The organism is Bradyrhizobium sp. CB2312 (assembly GCF_029714425.1).
Taxonomy (GTDB): domain Bacteria; phylum Pseudomonadota; class Alphaproteobacteria; order Rhizobiales; family Xanthobacteraceae; genus Bradyrhizobium.
Genome location: NZ_CP121668.1, coordinates 658400 through 679072 on the forward strand (window position 1 = coordinate 658400; position 20673 = coordinate 679072).

At 62.5% G+C, this 20673-nt stretch carries 17 protein-coding genes and 1 pseudogene; 7 read left to right on the top strand and 11 right to left on the bottom strand.

Annotated features, from left to right (window positions below; all coding sequences use genetic code 11):
- Positions 1-53: 53 nt before the first annotated feature.
- From QA642_RS03115 to QA642_RS03130, 4 genes are all read left to right on the top strand, one after another.
- Positions 54-1865 carry a hypothetical protein gene (locus tag QA642_RS03115; RefSeq protein WP_283083342.1) on the top strand — a complete coding sequence of 604 codons (1812 nt, stop codon included), beginning with the start codon at positions 54-56 and terminating at the stop codon, positions 1863-1865.
- 117 nt (positions 1866-1982) lie between these two features.
- Complete coding sequence (locus QA642_RS03120) at positions 1983-2678, top strand: hypothetical protein (protein WP_283083343.1); 696 nt, start codon at positions 1983-1985, stop codon at positions 2676-2678.
- 120 nt (positions 2679-2798) lie between these two features.
- On the top strand, positions 2799-3911 hold the full coding sequence (locus QA642_RS03125) for an NADH:flavin oxidoreductase/NADH oxidase (RefSeq protein ID WP_283083344.1): 1113 nt from the start codon (positions 2799-2801) through the stop codon (positions 3909-3911).
- 277 nt (positions 3912-4188) lie between these two features.
- The gene (locus QA642_RS03130; protein ID WP_283083345.1) at positions 4189-4596 is read left to right on the top strand and encodes a hypothetical protein; all 408 of its coding nucleotides are present in this window, start codon (positions 4189-4191) and stop codon (positions 4594-4596) included.
- A 176-nt stretch (positions 4597-4772) separates the two neighbouring features.
- On the opposite strand, the gene QA642_RS03135 is transcribed toward QA642_RS03130, so the two are convergent.
- Positions 4773-5018, bottom strand: coding sequence for a PilZ domain-containing protein (locus QA642_RS03135; RefSeq protein WP_283083346.1), 246 nt, complete (start codon positions 5016-5018; stop codon positions 4773-4775).
- 309 nt (positions 5019-5327) lie between these two features.
- The gene (locus tag QA642_RS03140) at positions 5328-6659 is read right to left on the bottom strand and encodes a DUF2235 domain-containing protein (protein ID WP_283083347.1); all 1332 of its coding nucleotides are present in this window, start codon (positions 6657-6659) and stop codon (positions 5328-5330) included.
- Positions 6660-6929: 270 nt separating this feature from the next.
- Between QA642_RS03140 and QA642_RS03145 the strand changes: the two genes are divergently transcribed.
- Complete coding sequence (locus QA642_RS03145; RefSeq protein WP_283083348.1) at positions 6930-7475, top strand: hypothetical protein; 546 nt, start codon at positions 6930-6932, stop codon at positions 7473-7475.
- A gap of 186 nt (positions 7476-7661) precedes the next feature.
- Here QA642_RS03145 and ftsZ read toward each other — a convergent pair whose 3' ends face one another.
- From ftsZ to rpmB, 8 genes and pseudogenes are all read right to left on the bottom strand, one after another.
- Entirely contained in the window at positions 7662-8921 is a 1260-nt protein-coding gene (gene ftsZ / locus QA642_RS03150; RefSeq protein ID WP_283083349.1) for a cell division protein FtsZ, read from the bottom strand.
- A 50-nt stretch (positions 8922-8971) separates the two neighbouring features.
- Positions 8972-9541, bottom strand: a complete 570-nt coding sequence (locus QA642_RS03155) for a hypothetical protein (protein WP_283083350.1) — start codon at positions 9539-9541, stop codon at positions 8972-8974.
- A 124-nt stretch (positions 9542-9665) separates the two neighbouring features.
- Positions 9666-9869, bottom strand: a pseudogene (locus QA642_RS03160) (DUF2235 domain-containing protein); the annotation flags it as partial.
- Between the two features lie 92 nt (positions 9870-9961).
- Positions 9962-11185 carry a hypothetical protein gene (locus tag QA642_RS03165; RefSeq protein ID WP_283083351.1) on the bottom strand — a complete coding sequence of 408 codons (1224 nt, stop codon included), beginning with the start codon at positions 11183-11185 and terminating at the stop codon, positions 9962-9964.
- Positions 11182-13215 carry a hypothetical protein gene (locus QA642_RS03170; RefSeq protein ID WP_283083352.1) on the bottom strand — a complete coding sequence of 678 codons (2034 nt, stop codon included), beginning with the start codon at positions 13213-13215 and terminating at the stop codon, positions 11182-11184. Before QA642_RS03170 ends, QA642_RS03165 begins: the two co-directional genes overlap by 4 nt.
- A complete protein-coding gene (locus QA642_RS03175) occupies positions 13215-13697 on the bottom strand; it encodes a hypothetical protein (protein ID WP_283083353.1) in 483 nt (160 codons plus the stop codon). Before QA642_RS03175 ends, QA642_RS03170 begins: the two co-directional genes overlap by 1 nt.
- A gap of 4 nt (positions 13698-13701) precedes the next feature.
- Positions 13702-14607, bottom strand: a complete 906-nt coding sequence (locus QA642_RS03180) for a hypothetical protein (RefSeq protein WP_283083354.1) — start codon at positions 14605-14607, stop codon at positions 13702-13704.
- 191 nt (positions 14608-14798) lie between these two features.
- Positions 14799-15107, bottom strand: a complete 309-nt coding sequence (gene rpmB / locus QA642_RS03185; protein WP_092220416.1) for a 50S ribosomal protein L28 — start codon at positions 15105-15107, stop codon at positions 14799-14801.
- Positions 15108-15625: 518 nt separating this feature from the next.
- On the opposite strand from rpmB, the gene QA642_RS03190 reads away from it, so the two are divergent.
- On the top strand, positions 15626-16441 hold the full coding sequence (locus QA642_RS03190; protein ID WP_283087142.1) for a DUF3108 domain-containing protein: 816 nt from the start codon (positions 15626-15628) through the stop codon (positions 16439-16441).
- 302 nt (positions 16442-16743) lie between these two features.
- On the opposite strand, the gene QA642_RS03195 is transcribed toward QA642_RS03190, so the two are convergent.
- On the bottom strand, positions 16744-17076 hold the full coding sequence (locus QA642_RS03195; RefSeq protein WP_283083355.1) for a hypothetical protein: 333 nt from the start codon (positions 17074-17076) through the stop codon (positions 16744-16746).
- Between the two features lie 121 nt (positions 17077-17197).
- On the opposite strand from QA642_RS03195, the gene QA642_RS03200 reads away from it, so the two are divergent.
- Positions 17198-20587, top strand: coding sequence for a helicase-related protein (locus tag QA642_RS03200; protein ID WP_283083356.1), 3390 nt, complete (start codon positions 17198-17200; stop codon positions 20585-20587).
- Positions 20588-20673: the final 86 nt, after the last annotated feature.

A 20673-nucleotide genomic window follows, 5' to 3' on the forward strand; every position in this document is an offset into this window, starting at 1 on the left:
ATGATCGGCGTGTATTTGATCGATTGTTAACGCAATGATTGACGGGGCGGCAGATGGCGCTGGTTGTCTTGATCGTTGTTTTCGTTCTGTTGTTTGTCTTGCGATATCTGAAATTCGGCGCCATCGGCGCCGTCGAGGGCATGCCCGAGACGGTGGGCCGCAAGACGCTCGTCGTGTATGGCCCGCCGCTCGGCGGCAGGACGTCGCGGAACGACCTCGAAAAGCTGGTGCGCGAGGCCTATCCCGACGCCGACATTCTCGTCCCGACCTACCGGCATTCCTGGATGTCGAACATCGACGCGTTCGAGCTCACGAGCCAGATCGAAGCCGCGATCCGGGACGCCGACGACAAGAACAAGATCGACGGATCATACCAATATGAAAAGATTGTGCTGTTCGGTTATTCGACCGGCGGGCTCCTGCTGCGCAAGGCCTACATCTGGGGACACGGGCTCGACGACGACCGCAGCGTCCCGCGCGGGCGGCATCCCTGGGTCGATCGGCTCGACCGCTTCGTGTCGTTGTCGGCGCCGAACCGCGGCTGGCCCAGCGACAAGCCGAAGCATCTCGATATCTTCCGCTATGCCATCGCCTATGTGCTTCAGCGGTTCGCCCGCCTGACCGGGACGGGCCGGTTCATCGAGAGCCTGATGCAGGGCTCACCCTTCGTATCCAACATGCGGGTGCAATGGATCGACCTGTTTCGCGACGGCAATGGCGCGTCCGCGGGTCGCAAGCCCCTGATCATCCACCTCGTCGGCGACAAGGACGAACTGGTCGATCGCGACGACAGCATCGATCTCGAAGCGGGCACGGGCGCGAACGTCATGATCAAGACGCTGGAGAGGCTTACGCACGCGGAGATATCGGAGAACCTCTACCGGGACGACGGCGCCGCGCCGATGAGCCCCACAGGCGAAGCTATCCGCATGGCGCTGATCACGCCGCCCGCCGCGTTTCCGGCCTATTGGGCCGATCGGGTCGGCGCGCTCCAGGCCGATGACAATGTCACGCAGCTGATCTTCATCATGCACGGCATTCGCGACGAGGGTAGCTGGCCGGCCGAGGTGAAGCGGTCGATCGAAAGCCAGATCGGAGATGCCGCCGCGCACGTCAAGATCATCCCGCCGCTTTACCGGCGCTTCGCCATGCTGCCGTTCCTGCTCTACTGGGATCGCCAGCACAATGTGCGCTGGTTCATGGACCAGTACACCCAGGCCAAGGCGATGTATCCGAAGTTGGAGCACGTGGATTTCATCGGCCACAGCAACGGCACCTACATCCTCGCCAGCGCGCTCGAGCGCTATCCGGTGCTGAAAGTTCGCAACGTCTTCTTTGCCGGCAGCGTCGTTCCCGTGCATTACGACTGGGCCAGACGGATCACGGATAAGCAGGTGACAGGCCGCGTCTGGAACGTCTGTGCCGACTTCGACTGGGTCGTGGCGATCTTCCCGCAGTTCTTCCAGCAGATCTCCGATTGGCTGGGGATCAAGAAATCCCGGCCTGGGCTATTGGATATCGGATCGGCCGGGTTTCGCGGCTTTCGTCAGGATGTGGAGACCGCGGGGATACTGACAAATCTGAAATACATCGCTGGTGAGCACGGCGCCGCCTTCGAGCCCGCGATGGTCGAACCGATCGCGGCCTATGTCAGCCGCGATCCCGAGATCGACTTCATCGCGTGCTGGCGGCCGCAGGACAGACCGAAGCCGGTGTGGCTTGAATTCTTTTCCAATCTGAGCTGGGCGATCTGGGCCGTGGGCGTTGGCCTGATCGTCGGGATCGGGATCCTGATTTCCGGGGTGGGCTGGCTCTGGCTGGTGGGCTATCTGATCGTGCTGTTCGGCCTGTTGACGACGCTCTGAGAGGGCTGCCTTGGAGGTCGCGCCTCTCCTTGCCAGTGGTGCTGCCGTTCACTCTGGCGGAGGGGCGGATGGCCCATCGGGGATGAACATGCACCCGCCCCGCCGCGACATATCATCATGCCCCTTCGCGCCATCCTCGCCCTCATCCTCACGCTCACCGCGCTGCCTCAGGCGCACGCCACGGCCGAGCACCAGTACAAGAAGGGCGAATACGCCATCATCCAGGGCGGGCGTGCGCCGAATGGGAAGCTCTCGGTCGCGGCTCATGCCGGCGGCGAGGCCGGGCGCGAGGGTTTTCGCCTCTATCTGATGGCGGAGCCGAGCCATCGCCGGCTGATGACGCTCGACAATGTCAATGACGACAACATCCTCGACACCGCGCCGGACGCCTTCCACGCGGCCTGGTCGGCCGATGCGCGCATTGTCGCGGTGAGCTTCCGCAGCGAGCGCCATATCGTCACCTTGAACCTCTACGCCGTCGACGGCGGCCGCGCGCGCCTGCTCAAGGGGCCGGACCTGTTCCGCGACGTCACCGGCCGCAGCATCGACGTCATGACTGACGTCGACATGCGCACCTCCGTGCCGGCGCTGACCTGGCAGGCCCCGCGCCGCTTCCACCTCACGGAGTATCGCGTGTTCGTGCTCGACGACCTGGCGCTCGCGGACAAGCTGGGGGTGCTCGCCAAGACGACGAAACGCGAGGGCGGCGGGAACACGGTCCAGTTCTCGGCCGAGGCCGATGGCGAGATCCTGCCTGATGGCAGCGTCCGCATGGGCAAGCCGGCGGCCGGGAAGTTCGAGGAGCTGGAGTAGGGCGGCCGCAATGCATGCCGTCCCGGTCGGCCATGCCGCCGGCGCAACTCGCAATTTGCCATCCACCCACTAAACTTCATGCAATCGCTTCCATCCCTCCATCCCCCTGGAACTCCCCGCATGAGCGCCCTGTTTTCCCCGATCAAGCTGCGCGGCCTGACGTTGAAGAACCGCGTCGTGGTGTCGCCGATGTGCCAATATTCGGCCGACGACGGCGTCGCCACTGACTGGCACTTCACCCACATCAACAATCTCAGCCTGTCGGGCGCGGCGATGTTCTGCATCGAGGCGACCCATGTCGAGGCGATCGGCCGCATCACGCCGGGCTGCCTCGGGCTCTACAGCGATGCCTGCGAGGCCGCGCTGAAGCAGATCCTCTCCTCCGTGCGCAAGCATTCCTCCACCGCGGTGGCGATGCAGCTCGCCCATGCGGGCCGCAAAGCGTCCAGCGCGCGGCCCTGGGACGGCGGCCAGCTGATCCCGGTCGAGCACGGCGGCTGGCAGACGGTGGCGCCTTCAGCGGTGCCGCACAAGGAGGGCGAGGCCGCGCCGCTGGCGCTGGATGCGAGCGGCCTCAAGCGCATCCGCGATGCCTTCGTCGACAGCGCAAAGCGCGCGATGCGCATCGGCATCGACGCGATCGAGCTGCACGGCGCGCACGGCTATCTGCTGCACCAGTTCCTCTCGCCGATCTCCAACAAGCGCACCGACGAATATGGCGGCAGCCTGCAGAACCGCATGCGCTTCCCGCTCGAGGTCTATGATGCGGTGCGCGCCGTCGTCCCGCACGACAAGCCGGTCGGCATGCGGGTGTCGTCGACCGACTGGGTCGAGGGCGGCTGGGACCTCGCGCAGACCATCGAGTTCGCGAGCGCGCTGAAGGCGCGCGGCGTCGACTGGATCGATGCCTCCTCCGGCGGCGTCTCGCCGCTGCAGAAAATTACGCTCGGCCCCGGCTATCAGGTGCAGTTCGCCGAGGCCATCAAGCGCGAGACCGGATTGCCGACCATCGCCGTCGGCCTCATCACCGATCCGAAGCAGGCGGAGGACATCGTCGCGTCCGGCAAGGCCGACATGGTCGCGCTCGCCCGCGGCATGCTCTACGACCCGCGCTGGGCCTGGCACGCCGCCGCCGAACTTGGCGGCGAGGTCGAAGCCCCGCCGCAATATTGGCGCTCGCAGCCCTCGACGCAGAAGGCGCTGTTCGGCAAGACGACGTTCGGCGCGCGGTGACTTCTTCACCTCTCCCCGCTTGCGGGGAGAGGTCGGATTGCGCGCAAGCGCAATCCGGGTGAGGGGGTACAGGTGCGGCGATAATCTCATGCGCGGAGAGAAGCCCCTCACCCCAACCCTCCCAGCGCGAGCGAAGCTCGTCGCGCCCCCGTAAGAACGGGGAGAGGGAGTTGGCACCTCACCATCACGCGACCTCACGTATCCGTAAAACTCCTCGGCTTTCGCGCTCCGCAAAACTGGCCTAACCTTGCATCGTGGGGCATCACGGAGGCCCGCCATGCGGTTTCGTGTCCGGAAGACTGCTCATGTGTTCGAGCGCGTGGGTCTTGCGATGGCAGGCGCGGCGTGCGGGCTGTTCGTCGGTGCCTATGTCGGTTCGTCGATCGCGCACCTCACCACGCAGGGTTTCCTGCTGACGATGATGCTGCTCGGCTTCGTCGGCTTCTATCTCGGCATCGACACGCCGCAGCTTCCCTTCGACGACGCGCACAGCCATATCGACGCCGCGGAATTCTTGAGCGCCGCCGGCACGCTCTGCGCCACCTTCACTGCGCTCGCCTCCGTCGCCGTGATCGTGCTGCGGCTGGAGCCGCACATCGCCTGGACCTGGCTCGTGCTGCTCGGCTGGATCGCCGGCGTCGCCATGCAGATCGTCGCAGGGACAAAGGCGAGGATGCGGAAGTAGGGCTCTTCCTTCTCCCCTTGTGGGAGAAGGTGGCGCGAAGCGCCGGATGAGGGGTTGCTTCGGCAAGTTCAAATGCGAGAGTTTCGCGCGCGGAGAGAGACCCCTCACCCGTCTCGCCGCGTTGCGGCGAGCCACCCTCTCCCACAAGGGGAGAGGGTAAGAAAGAAGGCAGCCCCCTAAAACACCACGCCGACCCGCGTGCCGCGCTTCCACGCGATCCGGCAGCGCTTTTTCGTGTTGACGTGCAGCAGCTCGAACCGATCGGGGATGCTCACCTGCCCGCCGAGATCGACGCAGGCCCCGCCGGGCGAATAGTCGATCAGCGTGCAGGGGATGACCGGCTTGCGCGGGTCGGTGATGATCTTGGCCTGGCGGGACACCAGGCCTGCGGGTTTGACGCGGACAAATTTTCGCGGATGCATTGGCACATCTCCTCCAATTCCGCAGCTTACGGCGGGCTCGGTGCAGGATGATGCAGAGCAGTTGATGCGATGACGCTAAGGCGGCCCGGAGAATTTTAATGAAAAGTGGCGGTGAAGCGAGAAAGTAGCGGTAGCGAGGTGCGGTCTTCCCCTCTCCCCTTGTGGGAGAGGGTGGCTCGCCGCGCAGCGGCGAGACGGGTGAGGGTTTCTCTCCACGCATCGAACTCCTGCATGCGCAGCGACAACCCCTCATCCGGCGCGCCTTCGCGCGCCACCTTCTCCCACAAGGGGAGAAGGGAAGCCGCCCCCTCACGCCACGTGCTCCTCTGCCGGCGCGTCCGTATGCGGCGGCACCGGCATCGGCACGGTGACATACTCTTTCGGCAGGTTCACCGGCCGGTAGTCCGGCTCCGCCGCCATCCGCTTCAACACGCTCTCATGCACATGCGCGCCCTCGGGGATGAGGCGCGGCTCGCAATCGGGGATGTAGAAGCCGAGCACCACCGTCCTGTCAGGCCATTCCTTGTACTTCGCGCGCTTCGGTAAGTACTCCAGCACGCGCCAGGCCGCATTCATCGAATTGTGCAGTTCGCCCGTCTTGCCGGCATAGGCCGGCGCGACGTATTGGAACGGCGAGTTCTTGCGCTGGATGCCCCAGGCGAGTTGGTTCACGGTGCGCGGGTTGAACTTCAGCCCGGCCTTTTCCGCCTCCGCGATCATCCAGATCAGCGGATATTTGGACTCGCCGCTCTCGGCCTCCGCATAGCCGCCGCCGACGTCGCAATGCACGCCGGCGAACCACACCTGCAAAATGTCCTGCGGCACCTTCTTCTCGTCCGGCACGTAGCGGTTGCTCCAGAAGTCCTGCGGCTCGACATATTTGTTGAGGCGGAACATGCGCCGCCGCTCGTCGATCGCGATCGCCTGGCGGAAGATGTTGACGCTCGGATTGCGCCGCGTGAAGGCGAGTTCCTCCAGGCTGAACACGAAGAAGAGATTGTCGCGCCGCGGCACGATCACGCTCGCCACCGTGTCCCAGACGCCGATGAAGTGGATGGTCGGCCAGCGCGTCGAGGTGATGCGCGCGAACTGCGCGGCGAGGTCGAATTTGCCCTGCGGCAGCGGTCCCTGATCGTCCACCGCGACATCGCGGAGGTCCTCGACCTCGTTGCCGCGCCCGGTGCCGGAATATTGCTTGTAGGCGACCATGCCGCTTCCTGCGAGGTTCGCCTGCTCCGGCGAGATCAGGCCGATTTTATGAATGAGCCCCGCCAGCACCCGCACCGTATAGGCCCCGCGCGAGAAGCCGAACAGGTAGATGTGGTCGCCGGGCGCGTAGTGCTCGATCAGGAAGCAATAGGCCGAGAGCACGTTGTCATCGAGCCCGTAGCCGGTGGCGAGCCCCAGCACCAGATTGATGTTGGCCTTCCAGCGGTGCCACGTCGTCGGTTCCGTCACCGTGCCGACCCCGGGATCGTAAAACACCATCTGCCGCGGCTGCGTCTTGTCGGTCTTGCGCAGGCAGCGATAGAGCTTCAGGACGTTGGAGATGTTCTCCGAAATCTCGTTGCCGGTGCCGTCACAGCAGATGACGAGGTTTTTCGAGCCGGGTTTGCGGTCGGTGTCGTGCGCGTGCTCCACGGTATCCCCCTCCCAGTGATGCTACCGGGGCGAGCATAGCGGAAACGGATGGCAGCGAGGAGACGAAGTCGGCAAGGGGGCGGCATGTCGCCCCATTGCCGCGTCATCTGTTGACATTAACCACTCGTTAACCATGCCGGCGCCTAATGTGGACGACTGGGGGTCACCATGTCGGCCCATGTGACGCGACCGCAATTGATGCCTGTTTCGGCCGGTCCAGCCCTCGGCTGGCTGGCGGTTCGCGCCACGGCTGTCCTACGGAGCAAAGCAATGTTCGGGAAGGACGATCTAGTGGACAATCTCAGCCGCGATCTCGATCGCGCGCGCACAAGACGCGATGCACTCGCATCCGAAGCCACCACCCTGACGGCTCAGATCGCCGAGATCGAAGCCCGCCTTTCGGAGGAGAAGAACAGGCGGGAGCGTGATCGCGTCCTCGCCGAAATCGAAGCGATAAAAACGCGAATCGCGCAGGCCGCCGGCGCGTTTGCCCCCGTCGTCGATGGTCTCTCCAAGGCGATCGCGCAGGCTTCGGCCGTCGTGCCCGAGGCGCGCGAGCTCAAGAGTTTCCTGGTGTCGGTGGCGACCGAAATCGACACCGTGCTCGATCCCCTGTTGCGTGAACTGGACCAGCGTGCGGACGCCGTGCGAACAGGACACGCCGTGCTGGACCTTCCGAGCTCGGCCAGTGAAGCGCCCATCGAGCCGCCCAAAGAGGCGGGCGATCGCCTGCTTCGCTTTCCGGCATGGCTGTCTCGCGACAAGGAGACGGAAAAACGGGAAGCAGCGGAGACCCCGCGCAGCACGGCAGCGTAAACGCGGCGGGTGGCGCATCCTTCGAGACGCCCGCCAAAGCGGGATAGTTGCTGTTTGCTCCGTCATTCCGGGGCGCGCCTCTTGGCGCGAGCCCGGAATCCATACTCACGATGGTGGTTATGGATCCCGGGCTCGCGACTTCGTCGCGCCCCGGGATGACGACTTATTGTCTTGTTGGGCTGCCGCTCAGTTGGCGGCGCGGCGCAGGAAGGCGGGGATGTCGAGAATGCTTTCGTCGGCCATATTGCGCGGGGATGATCGGCCGTAGGGATCGAGCGATTGCTGAGCCGCCTGGCGCGCATAGTCCGGATTCGGCCTTGCCGGTGGCCCCACGGGGTTATGCGGCTGCGGGCGGAGCGGCGGGCTTTCCACCTGCGGCAGGGTCGCACTGCGCTCGATGCGATCGGCGATGCGGCGGCTGTCGTTGCGCAGCCGGCCGGCAAGCTGCGTGAGCGCGGTTTCCACCGCGGGCGCCTGCTGCGCCGGGTCGACATTGTCGATCCCGGTCGCCACCACCGAGACGCGGACGATGCCTTCGAGGCTTTCATCGAACGAGGCGCCGACGATGATGTTGGCGTCCGGATCGGCCTCGTCGCGAATCCGGGTGGCGGCTTCGTCGACCTCGTACAGCATGAGATCCTTGCCGCCGGTGATGGAGATGATGAGGCCGCTGGCGCGCTTGATCGAGGGGTTCTCGATCAATGGATTGGAGATGGCCGCCACGGCGGCCGCGAGCACGCGTTTCTCGCCGGACGCCTCGCCCCGTCCCATCATGGCCTTGCCCTTCTCGCGCATCACGGAGAGAACGTCGGCGAAATCGAGATTGATCAGGCCTTCCTTGACGATGAGGTCGCTGATGCAGGCCACGCCCGAATAGAGCACCTGGTCGGCAAGGGCAAAGGCATCGGCGAACGTGGTCTTCGCGCTGGCGACGCGGAACAGATTCTGGTTCGGGATGATCAGGAGGGTGTCGACCGTCTTCAGCAGTTCCTCGATGCCGGCTTCGGCAAAGCGCATGCGGCGCTGGCCCTCGAAGTAGAACGGCTTGGTGACGACGCCGATGGTGAGGATGCCGAGCTCGCGCGCGGTCCTGGCGATGATCGGTGCAGCCCCGGTACCGGTGCCGCCGCCCATGCCGGCCGTCACGAACACCATGTGCGCGCCGGTCAGATGCTCGCGGATCGTATCGATGACCTCCTCGGCTGCGGCGCGTCCGAGTTCGGGCTGCGAGCCGGCGCCGAGGCCTGCGGTGACGTTGGTGCCGAGCTGGATCAGGCGCGTCGCCTTCGACATGGCAAGCGCCTGCGCGTCGGTATTGGCGACGACGAACTCGACCCCTTGCAGCCCGGCCGTGATCATGTTGTTGACGGCGTTGCCGCCGGCGCCGCCGACGCCGAACACGACGATGCGGGCTTTCATCTCGCGGATGTCGGTGATGCCAGTCATTCTGTCCTCGCGGTTGCTCCGGCGGCCGGGAATGGGGAAAGGTTCAAGTGCTACCTGCGCGCCGCGCGGTCTGCTTGCACGATCGAAGCGGCCAGATGTCCCAATCGATGCGCGGCCTGTCCCGCGATCCCGCCGCCAGGGCGGCGACCGGTCCGTAACTCCGCCACTTCGTCTTCCAGTCGTGCCGCCCACGCATTGGCTGCCGCCGTCTCGGCCGCCGCCTGCATCAGCTCGGCGGCCAGCCGATCGGCGCGCTCACGCTCGCGCTCGAACACGGCCCTGTAGGCGGTTGCGACGTCTTCGAGCCGCGCGACCTCCGCCTTGAGGGCCTCGATCTCCATAGCGTTTTCGAGCGAAGTGGATGCCGGTTCGCGCAAGGAAAACGCGTCTGGCTCCAACGCCTCGATCTTCGCCGTGGCGGCATCGATATGGCCCACCTCGCGGGCACGTCGCGGGCGGGGCGTGTAGCGAAGCTCGGACAAATCAACGCTGATCAGGGCCTTGCCGTCATCCGACTGCGAGCGCGGCCACCGGCGGCGTCGCGCCAGCGAACGCGCGGCCTCGCGCGAGATCTTGAGGTGGGCACCCAGATCGGCATACGTCAACAACGCAACGCACATCGGCACTTCTCCTGGAGCGAGCCGGGAAGGCATTTCGAGCTAATGATGGCTGGACGGTTACAGCAGGCTAGGCTGCGTTGGTTAACGGACGGTTAACGGGCGCGCAGTGGTGTTTACGGGTGCCCGTCACCGTGCCGACCCCGGGATCGCAGAACTCCATCTGACGCGGCTGCGTCCTGCCGGTCCTGCGCAGGCAGCGATAGAGCTTCAGGACGTTGGAGATGTTTTCCGAGATCTCGTTGCCGGTGCCGTCACAGCAGATGATGAGGTTTTTCGGCTCGGCCGTGCGGTCGGAACCGTGCGCGTGCTCCCGGTATACCCCTCGGATGATGCTACCGGGCGAGTATAGCGGAAAATGGGAGAGCATTGCCAATTTCATTAGCAAACGGCTGATTCAAATGAGAGAAGGCAGGCACGGACTTACATAAGGGCTAGCTTAGTCGTTAGTGACAGTCGTCCAAGCTTGCGTGTTGCAATCGTCACCGAGTGGAGGAAGTTCGTCTTTGTCATGAGGTGAACAATCTCTGACTGCGCATCGTTCGCAGCGGCATGCTCCTCCTGCTTCTTCTCGATAAACGGCTCGTAGTCCTCTGGATAAACGCCATCTCGCCCCAAATAGAAGATTGCCTCAATTTCAGCTAGCTTGGCGCCAGAGATCTTTTCTTGCACCGTCGAAATAACTTCGCTCCGAACCTTTTGCTTTTCTTTCATCTGTTTGATCCACGCGCGGTCAATGAAGCTAGGCAACGCCGCTTCCCCTTGTTGCGCCTTCGGATGGATTCGCCTCCACTGCTCAACTATCCAAAGAATCTCGTCGTCAGTGAGGTGAAGTAACTTGGTTTCCATTCCGAGGATGGCTTTAGTCTCACGCGCAGTCTGGATAACGTTCAAAGCTTCGCAGAATTGTCGGTTGGATAAATTAAATCGCTTGATCACCACGGCTTTCTGTGTGTCGAACAAGCTGGTGGACCAAGATTCTCTTCTCGGCATTAGCTGCGCAATTGTCACGAGGTCGCGCCGCGAACAGCGATTTGTGAAAAGGCCACTGTGACGTTCGTCGACGAAGGAAACAATGCGGTTCTTCAAGACCTCAATAATTTCCGACAGCTCGACGAGACTTGCCTGGATGATTTCAAGGTTTGCAAGTGAGTAAGATGAGAGGCTTGGATCGCTGAACTGATTTAGATGATATCGAAGTTCTTGGCCGTCTCGATCGATCCGCGAGAGGCTATCGATAAAGGGCTTTAGCTCAGAGAGCTTTCTTGAGATGACTTCGTCCCCGATTGCTGCACGGTCAAGTCTTTCCCAGTATTCGCGGATGTTGTGCGAGGGACGCCCTGCCGGCTTTTGGAGCAATTCAGCCTTTTCGAGATGACCCGTTGAAAATTTCAGCGCTAGTTCGAGGGCGTGCCGAGCAGTGTACAGAATGGGCAGAACTAGCGTATCGCGCTTCGCGAACAGCTTTTGCTCTATGACGAGACGCGAAAGTTGGAGAGCGGCATCGATGTAGCCGTCTAGATAATTCTCCTCGTCGCCCTGTTCGCCTATGCAAGCGTTCCAGGTCGGGTCAGTGTGCCGCTTAAAGAAAGGATCACCCGCGTACGGGTCCAAGTCCGCGGCTTCGCCTACTTCAGGTGTGGTCATGACGATGGAGAATGGAGTGGTTTGATCAGATAGCCGGGAAAGATAAGCGCTTCGCAATCCAAGCCTGCGATGATGCCTTTCAATACCGTTAGATCCTCACTCGTCGAAAAGATGACCTGTTGCCCTCGTGCTTTTGCGGACGAAGCCCGTTCAAGAAGCTTTTGGAAGCTAACTCTTGCGGAGGATTGTTGCCTTGGTTCGTCAAATACAAGTAGGTCGGAATGATTTGTTTTCTCCAAACTGGCGAGCTCAAGTAGGCCTAGTTGATAGGCCCATTTAAGTCGTATCGCATCGCTCGCGGACGTTTCAAATCCGATCTCGAAGCCTTCCTTTTGCGGTCGGTAGCTGTCGTCAGAGATGCTAACCTCGTCAGGATCAAATGTGCTAAATCCAAATTGTTTTGTCTGCTCTCGCACGATTCGAGTTAGCCGAGACAGTTTGATACTGTCGGTCTGACTAAGTTTTTCGCGTGGCAGAGATGCCTGTTCGGCCAGCAACCTTGCATATTCTTGAGAAATTGCTTTGAGTCGATCGATCATATTTTGGAAGGCCGTTTCCATTTCCTCTAGCTCGCGGAGGCGACCCTCCGTGCGGATGCGCTCTTCTATGGCTACAAGTGATGGCGAGGTGTTAGGTGACACCAAATCAGTTCGAAGTGAGCGGATGCGGGCGTAGAGCTCAGTCAACTCTTTGTCTGATACCTCAATGTCCCGATTCAATGCGATAACGGCTTCTTGCTCTCGAGCAAGAATATCTCTGAACATTCGAAGCTCAGAACGGAGATATTCGATATTGTCTTCAATGGGCATCACCGCAGAGAGTGCCTCTTGTCTTAGCAGGGTGTCGATCAATGCCTGCTCGCAAGTGGGGCAGTGGTCGGGAGTGATTTCAACTAAGCTGCCGGAAAAGCGCTGAAGCTTCTGAACATCGAGATTCTTCTGCAGGTCGTCTTCGAGAGATTTTATTCGACGGGCCAAGGAGGAGATGTCTGCATCTTTGAGCTGTTTGGCGCTGTAGGCCGAAAGTCTTATAGCGTTTAGATCATCTGCTCTTTGACTCGCCTGGCCCAGTTCTTCGGCCAACTTGTCCGCCGAAGTTCCTACCTCCGGAACGGAGGCATTGCTCAGCGCCGCTGCACGGGCCCTCAGTTGGGACATGAGAATGTTCAGTGGTAGCCATTCTGTAGTTTCGGCGATTAGTACATGGGCTTGGTTCAATTCATCGGGAATTGAGGTCTGCTTAGGAGGAAGCGCTTCAATTCTCCCGCCGCCGCGACGAACGCTTCTTTCTGCCTCTTCTAGACGAGCTCGCCATTCGTGCGCGTTAGCGGTGAGCTGCTCCGCGAGTTGCTGACGGCGAAGTTCGAGACGATAGACGTCAAGATCCATAATGAACTCGACTGCTCGCTTGTGAACTTCGCGGATACGCAAATATGTAGGAATTGCTGCCGGTATAGACGACCAACCTATCTTTTGTTCGACCCAAAACAGGGGGAAAATTGTTTCCAAGTACAATTTGCCATCGGGCGCGTCATATCGCTTAACTGTCGGAAGCTCCCATCCTATGAAATTTTCTAGGAAATGATGAAACCCATCCTCCCGCGAGGCCGCGCCGGGATCACTAACGAAGAAGTTCCTTCGGAGCGCCTTCGCATTCGAATTCGTCAATGTAGGACCAAAATCAACCGTTACTAGGCGGTTGTCGCGTTGAGATTTTACCGGGCGGTAAACTGTAATTATCTGGCCCGCCCCGTTCTCGATTTCGAGTGCAACTGTGGATTCGAGGATAGTATGTCGTTTTTTGTCGTCATCCTCGACGTAGTTGGTCATCGCATGGGGCAAGGGTATTTCGCGTCGAGGGCTAAGCATTCGCTCCATGCCCAGGACGTAAAGCATCGCTTGCATGCACGTTGATTTGCCCTTGGTGTTGTCGGCCCAGATCACTGTTAATCCATCGCCAAAAGCAAGATCGGCACCGTATGGGCCGGCCGAGGTTTCGGCACGTAGCCGTAGGTGTCTGAGGCGCAGCATCAGAGCAGATCCTCCATTCGCCAAATTCTTCGGAGCAAGGCGTCTGTAACTTTTGAGGCGACCTCATTCAGGAAAACACTCTCTTCCGCGAGCGCGCCGCTCTTTCTAATTTCGTCAGTAACCTCCACGCCTCTGTTGGTCAGTGAGACGATCTTGCCCTTGTCCACTGAAACGAGACCAAGCGCATACGCGTACGAAATTGCTCTATTCAACCAAGGCTCCACTCGGACTGAGATGTCCGATGGACGAAGCTCCGCACGAAGTAGCGCTCTTACATCGTCACGCCCCTCGGCTATTCGCACGGAATGCGCCAAGAACTGAAGCTTCTGGAAACTCGCTTTTTTCTCTCGGCTGTAGAGCAGGCTTAACAGGAGTACGGAGATGCCCCAAGACATCCTTAGGTCGCCAGCGATCGGCTCCGGTCTGGAGTTGAATGAGAACGGAGCGTCGAACAGCTTTCTTAATTGGGTCTCAAAAGGCATCGCGCTAGAAGTCCAAAGGGCACCGCATTATCCACTCGGAGATCGTCCCTAAGGCGATATCCTGAACGAGATCATTCGAAAGGTTCGGCGCCGCAGTCGCGATGGAACTGATCAAGCTATCGATTTCGGTATTGAGGATCGCGGTTGGCGTCGGGCCACCCCTCGGCCCTGCAAAGCCCAACCTTTTAGCTTGGTTCGCCACTGCGGAGATAATTTGTTCATGTAAATCTGGCGAGCTAGAACGTAGCGCATCCAACACGGAACGGCCTTGAAGAAATGATTTTGCAGCTTCCGAAACGGCGTCCTGGACTCCCTTAGAGCCCGCTCGTTTGGCTAGCTTGTGCGTTGCGTTGGCGACAAGGTCCGCCGATCCTGCTTGCCAGTGATTCAATTCCTCTGGGGTTGGAGGCGGAACGTTCAAGCGTATTGTATGCAGCGCGATCATGCCTGCGGCGACGGCCTTGGTCGCAAACGAGTCCCGGTCATGAATGCCGACTTCAAAGTCGGCATCGAGATGGGCGCAGCTTAGCTTTCGAAGCTCGGTAGTTTTCTTTGCACAGTGAAGGTTGACTTCTCTGCTGTCGTGCAAAGGTGCCAAGAGAATCCAGTGCTTGATTTTGTTGCCTAGAAATAACTTTGAAATGTCCGTCGAGTTCGAGACCAACTTTCCCGTATCGATTGTGATCTTCGTCTTCTGCCGATCCGCCCGAGTTGCAATGTCGATAGGCTCTCGAACTGCATAGCATTGATAAGCAACTAGCTCGGATATGCAGATGTAGTCGATGCCGAGATCCCCTTTATGAGCAGCAGGGATCTTATGCACGTTGAGCGGACCGTGCCTGCTCTGCAACAGGCCCAGCGCAAACGTTTCCCAGTCGTCCGGATTCCAAACTTGAACCGCATCCGACACGCGGCCCTCCTCCCCCACGTCATCAAACATTTACATGATTGGAAGAGTGGTACAACCCAGCCGAGTGGCGCAATCCTTTAGTCGCAAAAAAACAAAAACGGCCGGATCTTTCGATCCGGCCGCAATGCAAAACTCGACTGGCTAAGCCTCCGCCACGCGACGCAACTTAGCCCCCGCCCTGTCTGAATTCCTTAGCTCGCCTTCTTCGCCGGCGCGGTGTCGCCGACCTTCTTCTGGATGGCGCGCTTCAGCTCCAGGGCGCGCGGCGACAGGGCGTCGGCATTGGCCTTGAGCAGGAAGGCGTCGAGGCCGCCATTGTGGTCGACGCTCTTCACCGCGTTGGTGGAGACGCGCAGGCGCACGTTGCGCTCCAGGGCTTCCGAGATGAACGTCACGTTGACGAGGTTCGGCAGGAAGCGGCGCTTGGTCTTGATGTTGGAGTGGCTGACCTTGTGGCCGACGAGGGGGCCCTTGGCCGTCAGTTCGCAGCGGCGAGACATGGCATTATCCTTGGTTCGAGCCCCCAATGAGTTGCGGCCGCCATTCGGGGCGCCACAGGGGCAAATTCTCTGTCCTTGCAGGGAGCGGGCGGACGTATAGGGGGAAGGGACGGGTAGTCAAGGATTTGGGCGGGGTTTTGGGGGGCGCTCTGCCCCACCACGGTGTCATCGCCCGGCTTGACCGGGCGATCCAGTATTCCACCGGCGGCGCGGCTGGAACCGAGAAGCTGCGGCGTACTGGATGCCCCGCCTTCGCGGGGCATGACGACTGAATGGGTGGTGAGAGGGTGCGCGCCCCTGACGCGCCCCGATCACCAAAACGGCAATGATTGAAACCCCTTACCATCACATAAAGGGCGTAATCGGACTGGAAAAGTCCCCCCAGGTTCCAGGCTGGAGATGCCCGGACGCATTGTCTGCCGCGGTTTTTGGCTTAAGTAACAACCGTCGCGCCCCGATTGGATCGTTTCGTGCCCAGAACTTCCCGACTTGCGTCCCGGCCGCGCTCGGCTCGCCGGCTGGCCTTCGCGACCCTTTGCGGGTTCGCGCTCGCGTGGGGCGCCGAGCCGGTGGCGGCGCAGGGCAAGCTCGAGGCGCAATATGAGGCGACGCTGGCCGGCATTCCGGTCGGCAAGGGCGCCTGGAACATCGATATCGGCGACGACGTGTTCGCGGCTGCGGCCAGTGGCGGCACCACGGGGCTTTTGAAGTCGTTCGCGGGCGGGTCCGGCACCGGCGCCTCGCAGGGCCGCGTCGTCAATGGTGCGCTGGTTGCGACCGGCTACCAGGCCTCCACCACCACCTCGAAGAAGACCGAAGAGATCCGCATCACCCTCGACAAGGGCAATGTGAAGGAGTTCGGCATCGTGCCGGAGCCGCCGGTCGATCCGGACCGCATCGTCGTCACCGACGCGCATCGCCGCGGCGTCTGGGACCCGATGACGGCCTCGCTGTTGCGCGTGCCCGGCACCGGCGACCCCGTGACGCCGGACGCCTGCCACAACGGCGCACCCGTGTTCGACGGCCGCATGCGCTACGACTTGAAACTCGATTTCAAGCGGATGGAGACGGTGAAGGCGGAGAAGGGGTACAGAGGCCCGGTCGTGGTCTGCGCGCTCTATTTCGTCCCCGTCGCCGGCTACATCCCCGATCGCCCCGTGATCAAATACCTCGCCGCCCAGCGCAACATCGAGATCGCGTTTGCCCCCGTCGCGGGCACGCGCATCCTGGTCCCGTTCTGGCTGAAGGTGCCGACGCCGCTCGGGCCTGCGATGCTGGAAGCCACCAGCTTCGTCACCTCGCCCCAGCCGCCGAGGGTGGCGAAGACACAGTAAGCCCCGCTGCTCACCGCCGTCATTCCGGGGCGCGCCTCTTGGCGCGAGCCCGGAATCCATCGGGCGACAAACACTGCGGCCTGATGGATTCCGGGCTCGCGACTGCGTCGCGCCCCGGAATGACGATCAGCGTAGTTTAACTTGCGTCTTCAATGTCTTACCCGCCGTCACTTCGCTCTTCCGGCGGCAGGCGTTTCTACTGTGCATGGGGTTGTTTTCGCGCTTTTTGTTTCGGAGCATCGAGAACCGGGAATCCATTTGACTCCTCCCCGATTCTGATTCGACTCAGGCTCGTCCCCAACTTAAGCCTTTCCGTCCTCAAATCGTCGCTTGTGCGACACCCCAAAACTCCATCTAGTGCACACGCAAAACGAGTCCCGCGACATGTTGCGTGAACGTAACAGGACCCAATGGGGAGTCAGCGATTCGGCCGCGATTCGTTCTAGAGTCGTTCCGAAGCTTAAAGAGAACGGGAAAAGCGTCGCAAAGTGAGACAGTTGCGCGAGGTTCGGGGAGGCGGCTTCCACACCCACGGTGTCATCGCCCGGCTTGACCGGGCGATCCAGTACGCCGAGGCGGATGTGGTGGAGCAGACAGGCCACGGCGTACTGGATGCCCCGGTCGAGCCGGGGCATGACAGAGGGATGCTGGCCGCGCAGCGCAGCGTTCGGAGACATAGCTGACACTTCGGAGCCCCCAACACGCCCCATCCAGCACTGACATTCGCCCAAATCGCCATTACCTAATCCCCCAGACATGCCCTTCTCTCCATCCCTCTTCGCTTCCGAGCGCGCAGCCGGCGCGGGCGTCACCGCGGTGCTCGGGCCGACCAACACCGGCAAGACCCATCTCGCCATCGAGCGGATGCTGGCGCATCCCTCCGGCATGATCGGCCTGCCGCTGCGCCTGCTCGCGCGCGAGGTCTACAACAAGATCGCCGATCGCGCGGGTATCGAGAGCGTCGCGCTGGTCACGGGCGAGGAGAAGATCAAGCCGAAGAACCCGCGCTATTGGGTCTCCACTGTCGAGGCGATGCCGCGCGATATCGACGTCTCCTTCCTCGCGGTCGACGAGGTCCAGATCGCCTCCGATCTCGAACGCGGCCACGTCTTCACCGACCGCATCCTCAACCGTCGCGGCCGCGACGAGACGCTGCTGTTAGGCGCCGCCACGATGCGCCCGATCATCGAGCGCCTGTTGCCGGGCGTCTCCATGATTACGCGGCCGCGCCTGTCCAGCCTCGAATTTGCCGGCGACCGCAAGATCACGCGCCAGCCGCGCCGTACTGCGATTGTCGCCTTCTCGGCCGACGAGGTCTACGCCATCGCCGAGCTGATCCGCCGCCAGCATGGCGGCGCGGCCGTCGTGCTGGGCTCGCTCTCGCCGCGCACCAGAAACGCACAGGTGGCGATGTTCCAGAACGGTGACGTCGATTACCTCGTCGCCACCGACGCCGTCGGCATGGGCCTCAATCTCGATGTCGACCACGTCGCCTTCGCCTCCGACCGCAAATTCGACGGCTACCAGTTCCGCCGCCTGACGCCGGCCGAATTCGCGCAGATCGCCGGCCGCGCCGGACGTGCCACGCGCAACGGCACTTTTGGTACGACAGGGCGCTGCGCGCCGTTCGAGCCCGAGCTCGTCAACGCGCTGCAGAACCACACCTTCGATGCCGTGAAGGTGCTGCAATGGCGCAACGCGAAGCTGGATTTCTCCTCGCTCGGCGCGCTCCAGGTGTCCCTGAATTTGGCCCCCGGCCATGAGGCGCTGACGCGCGCTCCCGTCGCCGAGGACATGCGCGTGCTCGACCATGCCGCCCGCGACGTCGAGGTGCGCGATATCGCGCATGGCAAGGCCGCCGTGGAGCGGCTCTGGGAGGCCTGCCAGGTCCCGGATTACCGAAAGCTGTCGCCGGCCGCCCATGCCGAGCTCGTGACCACGCTCTACGGCTTCCTGATGCGGAAGGGCTGCATCCCCGATTCCTGGTTCGCGGCCCAGGTCGACCAGGCCGACCGCATCGACGGCGACATCGACACGCTGTCGGCCCGGATCGCGCAGATCCGCACCTGGACCTTCGTCGCCAACCGCCCGGACTGGCTGAAAGACCCCGAACGCTGGCAGGGGATCGCCCGCGAGGTCGAAAATAAATTATCGGATGCGCTCCATGAACGCTTGACTGAGCGTTTCGTTGATCGTCGGACCAGTGTATTGATGCGCCGCCTGCGGGAGAACACGAGCTTGAATACTGAAATCGGCAAGACCGGCGAAGTCATCGTCGAAGGCCATGTCATCGGCCGCCTCGATGGCTTCACCTTTGCACCGGATGCGGCGGAGGCCGGCTCCGATGCGAAAGCCTTGCAGGCTGCAGCGCAAGCGGTGCTCGCCGGCGAGATCAATGCGCGCGCCGAAAAACTGGGCAACGCGCCGGACGACCAGTTCGTGCTGACCTCGGAGGGCATGATCCGCTGGACCGGCGATGCCGTGGCGCGGCTGTCTGCCGCAGACGACGCGCTGCATCCGCGCATCCGCATCATCTCCGACGAGCGCCTCACCGGCGGCCCCCGCGAGAAGGTGCAGGCCCGGCTCGAGCTCTGGCTCAAAACGCATATCGAGAAGCTGCTCGGGCCGATGTTCGAGCTGTCGAAGGCCGAGGATGTCACCGGCATTGCCCGCGGCATCGCCTATCAGCTGGTCGAGGCGCTCGGCGTTTTGGAGCGTCCGAAGATCGCCAACGAGCTGAAGGATCTCGACCAGCCCTCGCGCGCGACCTTGCGCAAATACGGCGTCCGCTTCGGCGCCTATCACATCTATTTCCCCGGCCTCTTGAAGCCCGCCGCGCGTGCGCTCGCTGCGCTGTTGTGGGCGCTGAAGCAGGACAATGTCGATCTGTCCTCGCTCTCGGGCGCGCAGCATCTGGCTTCGTCCGGCCGCACCTCGTTCCCGGTCGACAAGCAGCTGCCGCGCGATGCCTATCGCGTGCTCGGCTACAAGCAGGCCGGCGAGCGCGCCGTACGCGTCGACATCCTGGAGCGTCTCGCTGATCTGATCCGCCCGGCGCTGGCCTGGCGCGAGAACTCGCCCGGCGAAAAGCCCGCCGGCGCATTCGACGGCCGCAGCTTTGTGGTGACGCAGGCGATGACCTCGCTCACCGGCTCGGCAGGCGAAGACTTTGCCTCGGTGCTGCGTGCGCTCGGCTATCGCATGGAGAAGCGTCCGCCGCTGCCGGTGAAGCCGGCAGCGCCTGCTGCGGAGACGGTCGCGGCCGAGACGCCGCCCGCCGAGGGCCGCGCGGAGACCTCGACCGAGACGGCCGCAGAAGCCGTTGCAGGCTTGCCTGAAGAGGCGGCCGTGTCCGCCGAAGCCGTCACCGTTGAAGACGCGCCCGGCATGGAGCAGCACGACGAGCCCGCCCAGGAAGAGCCGGCGCTCGAAGCTTCTCCCGAGGCGCCCGTCACGCCCGAGGATGCTCCCGGCATCGCACCGCCGGCGGAAGAAACCGCTACGCCTGCGGAGGCTGCCGGCCTCGAAGCCGCGCCTGCCGAGACCGCTGCAACCGAAGCCGCCGCATCGCCCGATGCTGCCGCGCCTGTCGAGGCCGCGGCTGCGCCCGCCGAGCCCGAGCTGGTCGAGGTCTGGCGTCCCGGCGGCCGTCACGAGGACCGCAAGCCGCGCCACGAGCGCCATCGCCACCAGCGCCATCACAACCAGCCGCGTTCGCAGGCTGGTGCTGAAGCCGGCAGCGCGCCCGCGGAGGCGACGGCCGGCGAAGCCGCCGATGGCGCCAAGCCTGGCGAGCGCCAGCGTCACGGCGGCGGTCATCGCCGGGATGGCAGGGATTTCCGCAAGGGCCGCGAGGAAGGCGGTGGCGAGCGCCGCGAGCAGCGCAACGACAACAACCGCCGCTTCGAGGGCAAGGATCGCGATCGTGACCGCGATCGCAACAAGGGCAAGCCGGGCGAGCGCGAGCACCGTGGCGGCCGCGACCGCGACAAGGGCCGCGATCGTCGCGATCGCGAGTCCGGTCCCTCGCTGCGCCCCTACGCCTCGAGCGCCAACCCGCGCGAGCGCGATCGTCCCATGGATCCGAACTCGCCCTTCGCCAAACTCGCCGCGCTGAAGGAGCAGCTGTCGGGGCGGAAGGAGTAGGATAGCGTTTTCAAGCGAAGTGCGGAGCGGTTCGCGTGAAGAAAACGCGCCATAAGGAATAGAGCCACGACCGAGCGGCAGCGCAT